The organism is Curtobacterium sp. BNK-1 (genome assembly GCF_048685235.1).
GTDB lineage: Bacteria > Pseudomonadota > Gammaproteobacteria > Enterobacterales > Enterobacteriaceae > Pantoea > Pantoea agglomerans.
Genome location: NZ_JBLQTJ010000004.1, coordinates 76,600 through 89,578, shown reverse-complemented (window position 1 = coordinate 89,578; position 12,979 = coordinate 76,600). Strand labels below are relative to the sequence as shown.

The following is a 12,979-nucleotide window of genomic DNA, read 5'->3' as shown; positions in this document are numbered from 1 at the left end:
ATGCACAGTGTAACCGGCAAGCCGGAGCGTGATTAGCCCGCTTAGTCGGCAAACGGTTATGAGCAGGGCTCATTAATTGCCAGACAGTTTTTCAGGCTGTCATGTTGTAACGGGTGATGATGTTGATTTTAGAGTAGGGTGCGGCCGGTTCTGAGGCGGGCAAAAATCCATGAAACGACAGCAGCGTTCTGAAGGCGTGCAGCGCATCAAGCTGTAAATTATGCTCGATTAATGCATCAATTTTACCGGCCTGCAGCAGTGCACGATTCTCACGATCGAGATCGTGACCAATAAAAGCGTTAACCGTCCGCTTTTGTTCGGCAAAAGCGCGCAGTATGCCGGGATTACCGCCACCGACTGTGTAGACCGCATCTGCATCCGGATGGCTCTGCAAGAACTGTGTCACCGACTGCTGCATCCGGGCGTCAATGCCATAACCGCCTGCCACCACGCTCACCTGATGCTGGGGCGCAAACTCCTGCATTGCTCGCTGAAACCCCTGAATTCTCTCCTGTTCGCCAATGAAATCGTGACTGCCGGTCACAGCCACAATATGTGAACGACTCACCCGCAGCCATTTTGACATCAGAAAAGCCGCCACTTTACCGGCATCAAAATTATCCATGCCGATATAGCGCAGGCGCGCGCTGCCGGGCAGGTCACTCATCATGGTGACCACCGGAACGCGTTGTTTCAGCAGTGATTCAAGGGTGGGATGAAGTTCACCAGAACAGGCTGCCTTAAGAATGACGCCGTGACTATGCAACGCTTTTTTATTCAGCAGCGCGTTAATCGCCTCCGCAGTCAAATTCGCGCCGAAGTGGAAACGCAGCTGAAGTTTAAAGGCAGTAAAACTGGCAATCTGACTGCTGAACGCCTCACGTATCAGTGGCTGAAAGCGGTCAGGTGTATGCATGATGACGTCGAAATAGATCGTTCTTCCCCTAGCGAGTCCCGCTTTTTGCATCAGTTCCAGGTCCGCTATCGCCTGCTGGATTCGGTGCTGGGTCGTGGCATGCACGTTGCCGCGCTGATGCAGGGCCCGGTCGATGGTCGCCAGACTGAGTCCCGACTGGGCAGCAATCTGTTTCAGGGTAAATTTAGCCATGTGCTGCTCGTGACACCAGAGGATGACGATAGTTTTATCATACTGCTGGCCATTGTCAGATGATCATTTAACACAGGCTGGTCAGAACATATCAGGCAGGGAAGCCTGCCGCGCAGGTTATCGCAAAAAACAGTGAGTCGAAAAAGTGTTTATAACACATTCAGCCAAAAGTCTGTTTCCGCGATATATAACTATCCAACTCTCAATATACATGGGCATAAATAGATTACAGCGGTTGCTACCACGTTTTGGCTATTTATAGCTTCAGGGCTGCATGGGGTGAAAATAAAGCAAGATAATATTCTGAGGTTGTATAGTTAATAACCTTTTTGCCGCTTCGCTTATATTTCCCGCTTGACGGCTTTTTTGTTTTTTGGCTCCCGCTAATGATAGACTGTATATGCATACACCATCGGGAGGTCGTGTGAAGTACGACAACGATAATGAAATCCGTGCGCTGGTTGGTGCGGTAGTCAGTGATTTGATCAAGGCGGGAGAGCCGGTTCATTTCCACGACATTACGGACGCGCTGTTTCGCCTGAGCGAAGAGACGCGTGACAGCAGGCTGAAAGCATTGTGTCAGGAAGCGATAAGCTTTTTCACTCGTAAGATGCATTAAGGTTGCCAGGCCTGATGCCGGGCGTTGTCCCGGCCTGTGTCATGATAGCGGCCCTGCTACCTTTGACATCGGCGAGAATAAGAGGCATTGCATATTGCTGGCAGCCATTAAAACGGATTTTTTGTGAGTCGTTTGTTTCTTTTTTATTCAGCGTGACGGTTGATGACCGCATTAAAAATGTCAGTCAGATCTTTCTGTTGATTATTCATTAGGGGTGGCGAATTTCTGATAAAGAAGTTCGCCTTTTCATTGGCAGGTCTTATTAAGCCTGAATGATCATCCTCTGGCATGATTGCAAAAAAGCGTTATCGTCGGGATCAAATCCCTGCTACATCATTAACCTGCAAAAGAATTTTTATATCGGATAATTTCTGTGTGGCATATCGGGTATACAGCGAAATTGAGGGAAGGAAACAAAAGCGGGCGAGGGGGAAGAGTATCCTGCGTTACCAGAGGTAACGCAGAATGGCGTATCAGATGCCGGTATCGTCTGGCGTGCGGCCAACCACGATTTCCAGCGTTTTGCGTAACACATCCAGCCTGACAACATCTGAAGTGCATTCCAGTTCCGCGATCAGATAGAGGATGATCGCTTTATTGGTTACACGTCCCTGATCAGCAACAATGTCACGAATCACTGCGCCCAGCAGTTCAGTTTCCGGAGCAAGCTGATCGCCTGCGCTACGGAAGTAGTCAATGATTGAAGAATCTGATGATGAATGCTGCATGATTTTTCTTTCTCTGAGGAAAATGGGTCAGATGCAATGGTTGAAGTCAAAAACGAGTGTAGGCGCAGTTTTCGTTTTGCCCAGCCCGCCTTAAAAATTCTGTTCAGGTCTGCCGCTTCGCTTAAAATTAGCCGCATGTATCAGGTACGCAGTACGCTCAATCAGTGCTTTTTCGAACCTTCAGGCGGGCCATCACTGTTCATACGATGAGCCGTGTTATCACGTTCGGCACCGTCGCCCTGCACGCGTTTGCGCGCGGCAACCATACCATTACGGACTTCAGTGATGGCTTTGCGAATCACTGACACTTTCACGGCGTCGTCAGCATCAGCAGCCATCAGTTCGAGCTGTGCGATTAAGGCGTTGCTGGATACCGGTTTGTCTGACTTGAGTAATGTCAGAACGGCTTCGCCGATCATAACATCTGTCAGTTTCTCATCTTCACTTCTGTACATACTGGCTTCTCTGATTGCGAATCAATGGCCATGCTGCGGGTCCGTATGCGTCAGCGGGTGCGACTTAGTGCACCCGATACGGGAAGCAGAACTGGGCTTTATTGCTAGGATAGATCTTCCTGGGTGATGGCTGAAACAGGCGTCCTGATTAACATACACGACCGTGAGAGGGCATTAATCTTCGCGACGAAAAAGCATCGCAATGAGTTCATGCAGATGACTCTCTTCTTCTGGCGTGGCAGCCAGTTCAAGGCGACTCAGCAGTTTACTGCAAATCGTTTTCCGACTAAGGCTGTGACCTGCGCGCAGAATTTCCACCACAACCGAACCCAGCGTCTCCTGTTGCGACGGTGAGCTGGCCTGATTGAAGTAACGGGCAATATCGCTGATCGTTTCCGGGGCTTGTCCGTTCTGACGCATGTTGTTGTCCTCAGGTGATTTAAATGTATGCACTCTGGATGCGCAAGTTATACATCTTTGCAAAACTTGTACAGAATTTTGGATTTTTGGGATTAATTTTTTTGTGCAAAAAGTGCTAAGGCTTTTAAAACAGGGTGTTACGAGGAGTTTGTAGCGAGGTAAAAATTGTACCAGATTCTTGTATCATTAACACCCCAGCGACGCTCCGACCTGAATATTAAGGCCGGAGAGGAACGGCAGACCTGGGTTAGTGTTTAAAGAAGATGTCATCAGCAGAGACGGGAGCAGCGGGCTCTTTGCCAATGGTTTTGGCAAGCCAGTTCGCCGGGGCGGTGCTGCGAGAACCGATGGTTTTGAACCCCATCAGCCATTGAAGCGCATGCTGCATCTGCTCAAGGCGACTCTCATTAACTTCAGAGTCAGCCATGACCTTTAGCTCATTAATCAGCAGTTCAACATTCACTTCCTGACCGGCATTAAACAGGTTCATTGCGGCTTCGCCAATGATGACATTCGCTTTTTCGTCGCTGGAAAAATACAAATTATCCTCCTGGGTGATTGCGGTAAGTAACATTAACTGTAGCAAAAAAATTTACGAAGCTTAATCAATTCAGCCTATCAATAAGATTATTTTAATTGTCGGTCTGCTGTGCGTGTCATGTGGGTGACGCCCGGTGTCAGAACGCTGTTCGGTTAATTGCACAGCCAGGATGGCCTTTTTGTAATCCTGTTATCGCTTTTGCAGTTTACGCAGCCGGGTATAAGAAAGGCGTAAAACCCGGTTATAGCTATACGTCACGCTTTCCATAAACTTCCCATCATTGAAATTAAATTTTTACATATCAACAAGTAAAGCGACTCGCTTACAAAACTTCACGTTCGGGCCCGGACGCTGAAGAAACTTCACAACCCTTCGCTGTTACAAAGGTATAGCCTGTGCTATAAAAAATAGCCTATGCTAATTATGTTCTGTTTTTAATCACCTCTGGAGATCGCCCTATGGTCCCGAAAAGAAAAATAACCATAATGCTACTGAGTGCGCTACTGACAACCCTGATGGCGACCAGCAGCTATGCAGCAGAAAAATTTAAGGTAGTGACGACGTTTACGGTCATCGCTGACATGGTAAAAAACGTGGCGGGCGATGCGGCCGAAGTCACTTCCATTACCAAACCGGGTGCTGAAATACACGAATATCAGCCGACGCCCGGCGATATCAAACGGGCGCAGGGTGCGCAGTTAATCATGGCGAACGGGCTTAATCTCGAACGCTGGTTTGAGCGCTTTTATCAGCATCTGGATGGGGTGCCGGAAGTGATTGTCTCTGCCGGGGTAAAACCGATCGGTATCGGCGAGGGGCCTTATAACGGTAAACCAAATCCGCACGCCTGGATGTCTCCGGACAATGCGCTGATCTATGTCGATAATATCCGTGATGCGCTGGTGAAATATGACCCGGCGCATGCGGAGACCTATCGTCAGAACGCAGCCGCCTATAAGCAAAAAATCACCGCAGCGCTGGATCCGCTTCGCCAGCAGATTGCCGACATCCCGGAGGATAAACGCTGGATGGTGACCAGCGAAGGCGCATTCTCCTATCTGGCTCGCGACCTGGGTATGAAAGAACTCTACCTGTGGCCTGTAAATGCTGATCAGCAGGGCACGCCGCAACAGGTGAGAAAAGTGATCGACCAGGTGAAGAAAAATGCTATTCCAGCGGTGTTCAGTGAAAGCACCGTGTCGGATAAGCCAGCCCGCCAGGTCGCGCGGGAAACGGGTGCGCATTACGGTGGGGTGCTTTACGTCGACTCATTAAGCAACGCTCAGGGACCGGTGCCGACCTATCTGGATCTGCTCAGAGTCACCACGGAGACGCTGGCGCAGGGCATTAAAGCGGGAGAGAAAGCGCAATGACAGACACCATCGTTGTTTCGGATGTCACCATGACCTATCGCAACGGTCACACCGCGTTGCATGATGCCAGCTTCAGCGTGCCGGGCGGATCGATTGCGGCGCTGGTGGGCGTCAATGGCTCAGGTAAGTCAACCCTGTTCAAAGCGCTGATGGGCTTTGTCCGGCTCGCCAGCGGCAGCATCTCAGTGCTCGGCATGCCAACTCGTGAAGCACTGCGTCAGAGTCTGGTCGCATATGTGCCGCAGTCGGAAGAGGTGGACTGGTCTTTTCCGGTGCTGGTGGAAGATGTGGTAATGATGGGTCGCTACGGTCATATGGGCCTGCTGCGTCGACCGAAACCGCACGACCAGCAGATTGTCAGTGATGCGCTGGCGCGGGTCGATATGCTGGATTACCGCCATCGTCAAATCGGTGAACTCTCCGGCGGACAGAAGAAAAGGGTATTTCTGGCGCGCGCCATTGCCCAGCAGGGCAGCGTTATCCTGCTGGATGAGCCGTTTACCGGCGTGGACGTTCAGACTGAGGCCAGAATCATCAGCCTGCTGGGTGAGCTGCGCGATGAAGGCAAGACCATGCTGGTCTCAACGCATAATCTGGGATCGGTCACGGAGTTCTGCGATTACACCGTGATAGTCAAAGGCACCATTCTGGCCAGCGGCCCGACGCGCACCACCTTTACCGCCGCCAACCTTGAGCGTGCATTCAGTGGGGTGCTGCGTCATGTGATGGTGAAAGGGCTGGACGATCAGATTATCACCGACGATGAGCGGCCTTTTATTGCGCCACGTACGGCACCTGAAGACGGAAACTGACCATGGAATTGTTACTGGAGCCTTTTGGTTATCACTACATGCTCAACGCGATGTGGGTCTCCGCCATGGTCGGCGGCCTGTGTGCGTTTCTCTCCTGCTATCTGATGCTCAAAGGCTGGTCGCTGATTGGCGATGCGCTGTCGCACTCCATCGTGCCGGGCGTAGCGGGTGCTTACATGCTGGGACTGCCCTTTGCGCTGGGCGCGTTTCTCTCAGGTGGGCTGGCGGCGGGCAGTATGCTGTTACTCAATCAGCGCACCCGCTTAAAAGAAGATGCAATCATCGGCCTGATCTTCTCCTCCTTCTTTGGTCTGGGTCTGTTTATGGTGTCGCTCAATCCGACCGCGGTAAACATTCAGACCATTGTGCTCGGCAATATTCTGGCGATTGCGCCCGCAGATATACTTCAGCTGGCGCTGATTGGCGGGCTGTCGATCATCATTCTGCTGTTTAAGTGGAAGGATCTGATGGTCACCTTCTTTGATGAGAATCACGCGCGCGCTATCGGACTGCGTCCTGAACGACTGAAAGTCCTCTTCTTTACCCTGCTGGCAGTCTCAACCGTGGCGGCGCTGCAAACCGTCGGTGCATTTCTGGTGATCTGTCTGGTGGTGACGCCAGGCGCGACGGCCTGGATGCTCACCGACCGCTTCCCGCGTCTGCTGATGATTGCCGTAGCGATTGGCAGTATCACCAGTTTTCTCGGTGCGTGGGCGAGTTACTACCTGGATGGCGCAACGGGCGGCATCATCGTGGTGGCGCAGACGTTGTTGTTCCTGCTGGCGTTTGTCTTTGCGCCCAAACATGGCTTGCTGGCTAACCGGCGTCGTGGCCGCCATCGTCCCGAAAAGGAGCCTGGCTGATGTGGATCTTTGAACCTTTCCAGTTCGCTTTTATGAACAGTGCGTTGCTGATTGCGCTGGTGGTGGCGATCCCCTGTGCGCTGCTGTCGGTCTTTCTGGTGCTGAAAGGCTGGGCGCTGATGGGCGATGCCATGAGCCATGCGGTATTCCCCGGCATCGTCCTCGCCTGGATGGCCGGGCTGCCGCTGGCGGTGGGTGCGTTTGTCGCAGGTCTGTTCTGTGCCGTTGCCAGTGGATTTCTGCAGGACAACAGTCGCATCAAGCAGGATACGGTGCTGGGAATCGTCTTCTCCGGCATGTTCGCGGTGGGATTGATCCTCTATATCGCCGTGAAACCGGAGGTGCATCTTGATCACATTCTGTTTGGTGACATGCTGGGTATTACGGGCGCTGACATAATTCAGACCTCGCTTATCGCAGCGGTGATCGTCGGGGTCATTGCGGTGAAATGGCGTGATTTTATGCTGTTCAGTTTTGATCCGCAGCAGGCACAGGTCTCTGGCTTACCCGCACGCTGGCTGCATTATGGGCTGCTCTGCATGGTCTCGCTGACCATTGTGGCTACGCTGAAAGCAGTAGGGATTATCCTGTCGATTTCCCTGCTGATTGCACCCGGTGCTATCGCAATTCTGCTTACCCGCCGCTTTTCACATGCGCTTCTGGTGGCGGTCGTGGTGTCGGTGCTGGTGTCGCTGAGTGGGGTCTATCTCTCGTTCTTTATCGACAGCGCGCCAGCACCCACGATCGTGGTGCTGTTTGCACTGGTGTTTATCGTGGCGATGGTGATTTCAGACCGCAAAACGCGGCAGCTTGAACGACAGCGGCTTAATGCCAGCTGACTGGCTATCGCGGCTGTCTCTCAACCGCGATAGCGCACCGCATCAATCAAACGTGTAAAGGCGCTGGTGTGCTGTCTGCGGCTGGGATAGTAAAGATAATAACCCGGAAAAGGCTCACACCAGTCAGCCAAAACCTGAACCAGACGGCCACTTTTAAGGTGTTCCGCAACGCTATCCTGCGGCACATAGCAGATCCCCATCCCGCTCAGTGCGGCATCAATGCGCGATGCGAGATGATTAAAAATTAACTGACCCTGCGTTTTGACCCTGATCTCCTTGCCATCACGCATAAACTCCCAGTTATAGAGGCCACCCAGCGTCGGCAGCCGCAGGTTGATGCAGTTATGATGCTGTAAATCATAGGGAGTCTCAGGTCTGCCGTGCTGATCAAAATAGCTGCTGGCTGCCACCACGCACATATTCCAGTCCGGCCCGATGCGCACCGCCACCATATCCTTTTCGACCTGCTCACCCAGTCGCACGCCCGCATCGAAACGGCCGCTAACAATATCGGTCAGACTGTTATCCACCGACACTTCAACATGGACATCGGGGTATTGCTGAAGAAAGGGCCTGAGCAGCGGCCAGAGTGTAGAGGTGAGCGCATGTTCGCCTGCGGTGATACGAATGTTGCCGGAGATTTTACCCTGACTGTCAGTGACATTGACCAGTTCAGACTCAATCTCGCTGAACAGCGGGGCGAGGGTAGTGATCAGCCGTTCACCCGCTTCTGTCGGGGCAACGCTGCGTGTAGTGCGCGTCAGCAACCGGACGCTAAGACGCTCTTCCAGAGCGCGAATCGCGTGGCTCAGTGCCGACTGCGACACACCCAGCTTCGCCGCTGCCCGGGTGAAGCTGCGCTCTTCTGCTACCACCACCAGATAGATCAGATCGTTAAAATTTTCTTTCAGCATAGGCCCTCTGACCTGTTTGATCGGTTATCCTGGTCGGGACAGGCCGATTTATCGACGTTAACTACGGCTTCGCTACCCGACCTGCTATCAGACCCGAAATAGTCTTTCAGGGTTGCACATTTCGCGGCAGGATTAATGAGGTGCACAGATAAACCCTATGAACGACGGCTATAAAAGTTTTTTTCAATAAAATTAATAAAATCATTTAGATGAGCGTTGTATGAACACGTATTTATCCTGATTCAACCTCGCTCCGCCATTCAGATAACACTTACTTTTCCCGGCTTCCCCGCAAAATTGCCAAAAAGCTGCTAAACCTTAAAGCAGAGATACGCGCGTAAAGATTAGGGTTATCACGATTTTCCCCCGATTCGAACCCCGTCAGAAATAAACCTATAAAAAATTAAATCTTTTGGCCCCCAACAATGGGAAGCAGACAATGTCGGAAAAAATATCGCTAACAATGCAGGTTAATGGTCAGTCGCAGCAGATGCAGGTCGATCCCCGTGTCACCCTGCTTGATGCGCTGCGTGAGCATCTTAACCTGACCGGCACCAAAAAAGGGTGCGATCAGGGGCAGTGCGGTGCCTGCACGGTACTGATTAATGGCCAGCGGGTGCTGAGTTGCCTGACGCTGGCGGCTCAGGCGGATGGCGCCGAAGTGACCAGCATTGAAGGGCTGGCTTCCACCGAAGGTGAGCTGCACCCGGTGCAGCGTTGCTTTATGGAGAATGACGCCTTCCAGTGCGGCTACTGTACACCGGGTCAGATTATGTCCGCCGTCGCCTGCATCAAAGAGGGCCATGCGGGTTCAGAAGATGAGATCCGTGAGTATATGAGCGGCAACCTTTGCCGTTGTGGAGCATATCCGCACATTGTGGATGCGATTAAACAGGCCGCAGCAGAGATGGCGAAGGAGTCCGCATGAATGAATTCAGCTGGAAAGTCGCGCAGTCGCCTGAGGAAGCCGCAGCCCTGAAACAGCAGTCTGGCAGCCAGTTTCTGGCAGGGGGCACCACACAACTCGATCTGATGAAGTGTGGGGTCTTCACGCCGCCGCAGCTCATCGGCATCACTGGATTGGCCGGGCTTAAAAACCTGCAGTTTGACGACGATAAGATCACGGCCGGCGCGCTGGTCACCATGAGCGGCCTGGCAGATCATCCCGCCTGCCAGCAGAACGCGCCAGCCATCTACGGCAGCCTGTGGCAGGCCGCGTCACCGCAGATTCGTAACATGGCCACGCTGGGCGGTAATTTACGCCAGCGTACCCGTTGCGCCTATTACCGCGATGCGGCGACCTTTTCCGCCTGCAACAAACGCAATCCGGGTTCCGGCTGCGCCGCACTGGATGGCGTTAACAGCAATCATGCCATCCTGGGCGCCAGCGACAGCTGCATCGCGGTCTATCCCGGCGATCTGGCGGTGGCGCTGGTGGCGTTTGACGCCATCGTGGTCCTGCAGAATCAGCAGGGCGAAACCCGTCGCATCGCGATTGATGATTTCTTCCTGTTGCCGGGTGACACACCTGATCGTGAGCACGATCTGCGCGATGACGAAATTATTGTGGCCATTGAAGTGCCGCAAACCGAGTCACTGCGACACTCACACTATCTTAAAGTCCGTGACCGCAGCTCTTATGAGTTTGCTGCAGCTAGCGCGGCCGCAGGCTTCACGCTGGAGAACGGCGTGATGCGTCAGGTCCATATTGCGCTGGGCGGCGTCGCCACCAAACCCTGGCGGGTCAGGTCGGTGGAGCAGGCGCTGGAGGGCCAGCCGTTTAATGAAGAGACGGTTTTCCAGGCGGCAGAACGGATTACTCAGGAGACGCAGGCGCTGACCCACAACGCCTATAAAGTAAAACTGGCGCCGCGTGTGATTGCACGTGCGCTGATGGCAGCAGGAGAAACCGCATGAGTGACGTAAATGACAAATCACGTCGGGAGTTACTGAAGGCGACGGCGGCGATCTCAGCGGCGGGCAGCCTGGGTCTGAGTATGCAAAGCGCCAGTGCCAGTGATACTGCCACGGCAGAACCAGAAACCACCGATCCGATTGAGGGACTGGGCGCCGGGCGCTCGCGGGGTGACGGCAAAGTAAAAGTCACCGGTGAGGCGCGGTATGCGGTAGAACATCAGCCGGGAAATCCGCTCTATGGCGTGGTGATCCAGTCTACTGTTGCCAGCGGCCGTATCAGCCGGATGTCGACGGAAAAGGCGCAGCAGGCCTCGGGAGTGGTGGCGGTTTATACCCATCTGAATAGCCTGAAGATCAACAAACCTACCGCGATTGCAGACGGCGGCGCGGCGCAGTCAACCTATACCCCGATTCAGGACGATGTGATTATTCACAACGGCCAGAACATCGGTCTGGTGGTGGCAGAGACGTTTGAGCAGGCAACTTATGCCGCCTCGCTGGTGGAGATCGACTATGAAACCTCGCCTGCACTGATTTTTGCCACCGATGAGGGTGTCGAACCGAAACCGGTATCGAAACAGGATATCGATATGGGCGATGCACAGGCGGCGATGCAGCAGGCCGAGGTGCGTCTGAGCCAGCGCTATACCACGCCGCGCGAATACAACATGCCGATGGAACCGCACGCCTGTGTCGCTGAGTGGCAGGATGGACGCATTACCGTCTGGGAGCCGAGTCAGTGGGTGGCAGGCGCGCAGGTGGAAATCGCCGAGTGGATGGGCATTGACGTTGAAGATGTGCGGATCATTTCGCCCTATGTCGGCGGGGGATTTGGGTCCAAGCCGGTGCCTTACACCCACGTCGCACTGGCCAGTGTGGCGTCGCGGGCGCTAAAGCGTCCTATCAAAGTGTCGCTGACCCGACCGCAGACCTTTACCGGTCTGGGCGGACGTCCCGCCACCTCGCAGCAGCTGGAACTGGGTGCCTCGCGTGACGGCAAAATCCAGGCGATTATCCAGCGCAGCTTCAGTGAAACCTCATTAATCGATGTGTTTGCTGAGAACTGCAGCAAAGTCACCGCCCGCATGTATGCGGTGGGCAACGTCTCCGCCCAGCATCAGGTCAGGCCGATCAATACCGTGACGCCAGGCTGGATGCGTGCGCCAGGCGAAAACCCCAGCGCCTTTGGTCTTGAAGTGGCGATGGATGAGATGGCCTATGCCCTGAATATCGATCCCCTGGAACTGCGTCTGCGCAACTGGGCGGACAAAGATTATCAGCTCGATCTGCCGTGGAGTTCGCGTCGCCTGAAAGAAGCCTATCAGAAAGGGGCTGAGGCCTTTGGCTGGGATAAGCGCATTATGACGCCGCGGTCGATGCGCGAAGGGCGTGAATTGATTGGCTGGGGCATGGCCTCTGGCACCTATCCGGTCAACAAACTGCCTGCTGAGGCAAAAATCATCCTGACCCCACAGGGTAAATTTGTGGTGCAGTGCGCCGGTGCGGATATCGGCACCGGGACCTATACCATCCTGGCGCAGACCGCTGCCGACATTCTTGGCGTCGCCTCCACCACCATTGAGGTTCAGCTGGGTGATACTGAGCTGCCGCGTGCCGGTGTCGCAGGTGGATCGCAGCTTGCGGGCAACGTGACCGCGGCGGTGAACGATACCGCCAGACGAATGCGCGACCAGCTGCTGAAACTCGCCAGCGAGCTGCCACAGTCGCCACTGAATGGCACTCCGGCATCTCAGCTCACGCTGAAAGGCGACGGGGTTCAGCATAATCTGCGCAGCGGTCTGGCGGTCTCATTTGCCCGGCTGGCAAGCCTGGCACCGGCGGAGAGTCTGACGGTGAAAGGCGGCACTTTCCCGGACGATCTGTCACAGAGCGAGCGCGACAAGATGGTGCGCAACCTTAATGACATGAGCCGCCCTGAAAAATTCTCGGCCCACAGCTGGAGCGCGCAGTTTGTGGAAGTGCGGGTCGATGAAGATTTCGGCACTATCCGGGTCAAACGGATGGTGGCGGCGCTCGACAGCGGTCGTCTCTACAACCCTAAACTGGCGCGCAGCCAGTGGATTGGCGGCATGATCATGGGCGTCGGTCAGGCGCTGATGGAAGAGGGCATCGTCGATCCACGCAATGGTCGGGTGATCAACAACAACCTGGCGGACTATCTGGTGCCGGTTAACGGTGACATCCCGAGCATTACCACCATCAACGTTGGCGAGCCCGATTTTGAGGCGACCACCATGGGCGGTAAAGCCGTGGGTGAGCTGGGTATCGTGGGCGTGGCGGCAGCGATCAGTAATGCGGTGTTCCATGCCACCGGTAAGCGGGTGCGCGACTTACCTATTACTCTCGATAAGATTATCTGAGCCTGTTCC

14 protein-coding genes are annotated in these 12,979 nt (G+C 54.1%); 8 read left to right on the top strand and 6 right to left on the bottom strand.

What is annotated here, in order from left to right:
- Positions 1–91: 91 nt before the first annotated feature.
- Positions 92–1,108, bottom strand: coding sequence for a substrate-binding domain-containing protein (locus tag ACMGGP_RS20830; RefSeq protein ID WP_033779911.1), 1,017 nt, complete (start codon positions 1,106–1,108; stop codon positions 92–94).
- A gap of 424 nt (positions 1,109–1,532) precedes the next feature.
- Here ACMGGP_RS20830 and ACMGGP_RS20825 point away from each other — a divergent pair, with 424 nt between their 5' ends.
- Positions 1,533–1,727 carry a hypothetical protein gene (locus ACMGGP_RS20825; protein ID WP_010246886.1) on the top strand — a complete coding sequence of 65 codons (195 nt, stop codon included), beginning with the start codon at positions 1,533–1,535 and terminating at the stop codon, positions 1,725–1,727.
- Between the two features lie 473 nt (positions 1,728–2,200).
- Here the strand turns inward: ACMGGP_RS20825 and ACMGGP_RS20820 are convergent, their stop codons facing one another.
- The 4 genes from ACMGGP_RS20820 to ACMGGP_RS20805 form a co-directional block, all read right to left on the bottom strand.
- Positions 2,201–2,455, bottom strand: a complete 255-nt coding sequence (locus tag ACMGGP_RS20820) for a biofilm/acid-resistance regulator YmgB/AriR (RefSeq protein ID WP_010246887.1) — start codon at positions 2,453–2,455, stop codon at positions 2,201–2,203.
- A 161-nt stretch (positions 2,456–2,616) separates the two neighbouring features.
- Positions 2,617–2,910: a hypothetical protein gene (locus ACMGGP_RS20815; RefSeq protein WP_010670560.1), complete on the bottom strand. Its 294-nt coding sequence runs from the start codon at positions 2,908–2,910 to the stop codon at positions 2,617–2,619.
- A gap of 174 nt (positions 2,911–3,084) precedes the next feature.
- The gene (gene ycgZ / locus ACMGGP_RS20810; protein ID WP_010246891.1) at positions 3,085–3,330 is read right to left on the bottom strand and encodes a regulatory protein YcgZ; all 246 of its coding nucleotides are present in this window, start codon (positions 3,328–3,330) and stop codon (positions 3,085–3,087) included.
- A gap of 247 nt (positions 3,331–3,577) precedes the next feature.
- Positions 3,578–3,871: a hypothetical protein gene (locus ACMGGP_RS20805; RefSeq protein ID WP_061902332.1), complete on the bottom strand. Its 294-nt coding sequence runs from the start codon at positions 3,869–3,871 to the stop codon at positions 3,578–3,580.
- Positions 3,872–4,329: 458 nt separating this feature from the next.
- Here ACMGGP_RS20805 and ACMGGP_RS20800 point away from each other — a divergent pair, with 458 nt between their 5' ends.
- The 4 genes from ACMGGP_RS20800 to ACMGGP_RS20785 are packed head-to-tail and all read left to right on the top strand — an operon-like array spanning position 4,330 to position 7,758.
- Positions 4,330–5,244, top strand: coding sequence for a metal ABC transporter substrate-binding protein (locus ACMGGP_RS20800; protein ID WP_061902333.1), 915 nt, complete (start codon positions 4,330–4,332; stop codon positions 5,242–5,244).
- Positions 5,241–6,056: a manganese/iron ABC transporter ATP-binding protein gene (locus tag ACMGGP_RS20795; RefSeq protein ID WP_498798833.1), complete on the top strand. Its 816-nt coding sequence runs from the start codon at positions 5,241–5,243 to the stop codon at positions 6,054–6,056. Before ACMGGP_RS20800 ends, ACMGGP_RS20795 begins: the two co-directional genes overlap by 4 nt.
- A 2-nt stretch (positions 6,057–6,058) precedes the next feature.
- On the top strand, positions 6,059–6,919 hold the full coding sequence (gene sitC, locus ACMGGP_RS20790) for an iron/manganese ABC transporter permease subunit SitC (RefSeq protein WP_010246899.1): 861 nt from the start codon (positions 6,059–6,061) through the stop codon (positions 6,917–6,919).
- The gene (locus ACMGGP_RS20785) at positions 6,919–7,758 is read left to right on the top strand and encodes a metal ABC transporter permease (RefSeq protein ID WP_346459415.1); all 840 of its coding nucleotides are present in this window, start codon (positions 6,919–6,921) and stop codon (positions 7,756–7,758) included. Before sitC ends, ACMGGP_RS20785 begins: the two co-directional genes overlap by 1 nt.
- 20 nt (positions 7,759–7,778) lie before the next feature.
- On the opposite strand, the gene ACMGGP_RS20780 is transcribed toward ACMGGP_RS20785, so the two are convergent.
- Positions 7,779–8,672, bottom strand: coding sequence for a LysR family transcriptional regulator (locus ACMGGP_RS20780; RefSeq protein WP_010246903.1), 894 nt, complete (start codon positions 8,670–8,672; stop codon positions 7,779–7,781).
- A gap of 439 nt (positions 8,673–9,111) precedes the next feature.
- Between ACMGGP_RS20780 and ACMGGP_RS20775 the strand changes: the two genes are divergently transcribed.
- Genes ACMGGP_RS20775 through ACMGGP_RS20765 form a run of 3 tightly spaced genes read left to right on the top strand, consistent with a single transcriptional unit; the run spans position 9,112 to position 12,970 of the window.
- Positions 9,112–9,600: a (2Fe-2S)-binding protein gene (locus ACMGGP_RS20775; protein ID WP_022624540.1), complete on the top strand. Its 489-nt coding sequence runs from the start codon at positions 9,112–9,114 to the stop codon at positions 9,598–9,600.
- On the top strand, positions 9,597–10,589 hold the full coding sequence (locus ACMGGP_RS20770; protein WP_498798832.1) for an FAD binding domain-containing protein: 993 nt from the start codon (positions 9,597–9,599) through the stop codon (positions 10,587–10,589). Before ACMGGP_RS20775 ends, ACMGGP_RS20770 begins: the two co-directional genes overlap by 4 nt.
- On the top strand, positions 10,586–12,970 hold the full coding sequence (locus ACMGGP_RS20765; protein WP_111534268.1) for a xanthine dehydrogenase family protein molybdopterin-binding subunit: 2,385 nt from the start codon (positions 10,586–10,588) through the stop codon (positions 12,968–12,970). The genes ACMGGP_RS20770 and ACMGGP_RS20765 overlap by 4 nt, the downstream gene beginning before the upstream one ends.
- Positions 12,971–12,979 lie beyond the last annotated feature (9 nt).

Bases quoted from the DNA above. Each gene is read 5' to 3' on its own strand.
- ACMGGP_RS20830 (WP_033779911.1), bottom strand. From the start codon at position 1,108: ATGGCTAAATTTACCCTGAAACAGATTGCTGCCCAGTCGGGACTCAGT.
- ACMGGP_RS20820 (WP_010246887.1), bottom strand. From the start codon at position 2,455: ATGCAGCATTCATCATCAGATTCTTCAATCATTGACTACTTCCGTAGC.
- ACMGGP_RS20815 (WP_010670560.1), bottom strand. From the start codon at position 2,910: ATGTACAGAAGTGAAGATGAGAAACTGACAGATGTTATGATCGGCGAA.
- ycgZ (WP_010246891.1), bottom strand. From the start codon at position 3,330: ATGCGTCAGAACGGACAAGCCCCGGAAACGATCAGCGATATTGCCCGT.
- ACMGGP_RS20800 (WP_061902333.1), top strand. From the start codon at position 4,330: ATGGTCCCGAAAAGAAAAATAACCATAATGCTACTGAGTGCGCTACTG.
- ACMGGP_RS20795 (WP_498798833.1), top strand. From the start codon at position 5,241: ATGACAGACACCATCGTTGTTTCGGATGTCACCATGACCTATCGCAAC.
- sitC (WP_010246899.1), top strand. From the start codon at position 6,059: ATGGAATTGTTACTGGAGCCTTTTGGTTATCACTACATGCTCAACGCG.
- ACMGGP_RS20785 (WP_346459415.1), top strand. From the start codon at position 6,919: ATGTGGATCTTTGAACCTTTCCAGTTCGCTTTTATGAACAGTGCGTTG.
- ACMGGP_RS20780 (WP_010246903.1), bottom strand. From the start codon at position 8,672: ATGCTGAAAGAAAATTTTAACGATCTGATCTATCTGGTGGTGGTAGCA.
- ACMGGP_RS20775 (WP_022624540.1), top strand. From the start codon at position 9,112: ATGTCGGAAAAAATATCGCTAACAATGCAGGTTAATGGTCAGTCGCAG.
- ACMGGP_RS20770 (WP_498798832.1), top strand. From the start codon at position 9,597: ATGAATGAATTCAGCTGGAAAGTCGCGCAGTCGCCTGAGGAAGCCGCA.
- ACMGGP_RS20765 (WP_111534268.1), top strand. From the start codon at position 10,586: ATGAGTGACGTAAATGACAAATCACGTCGGGAGTTACTGAAGGCGACG.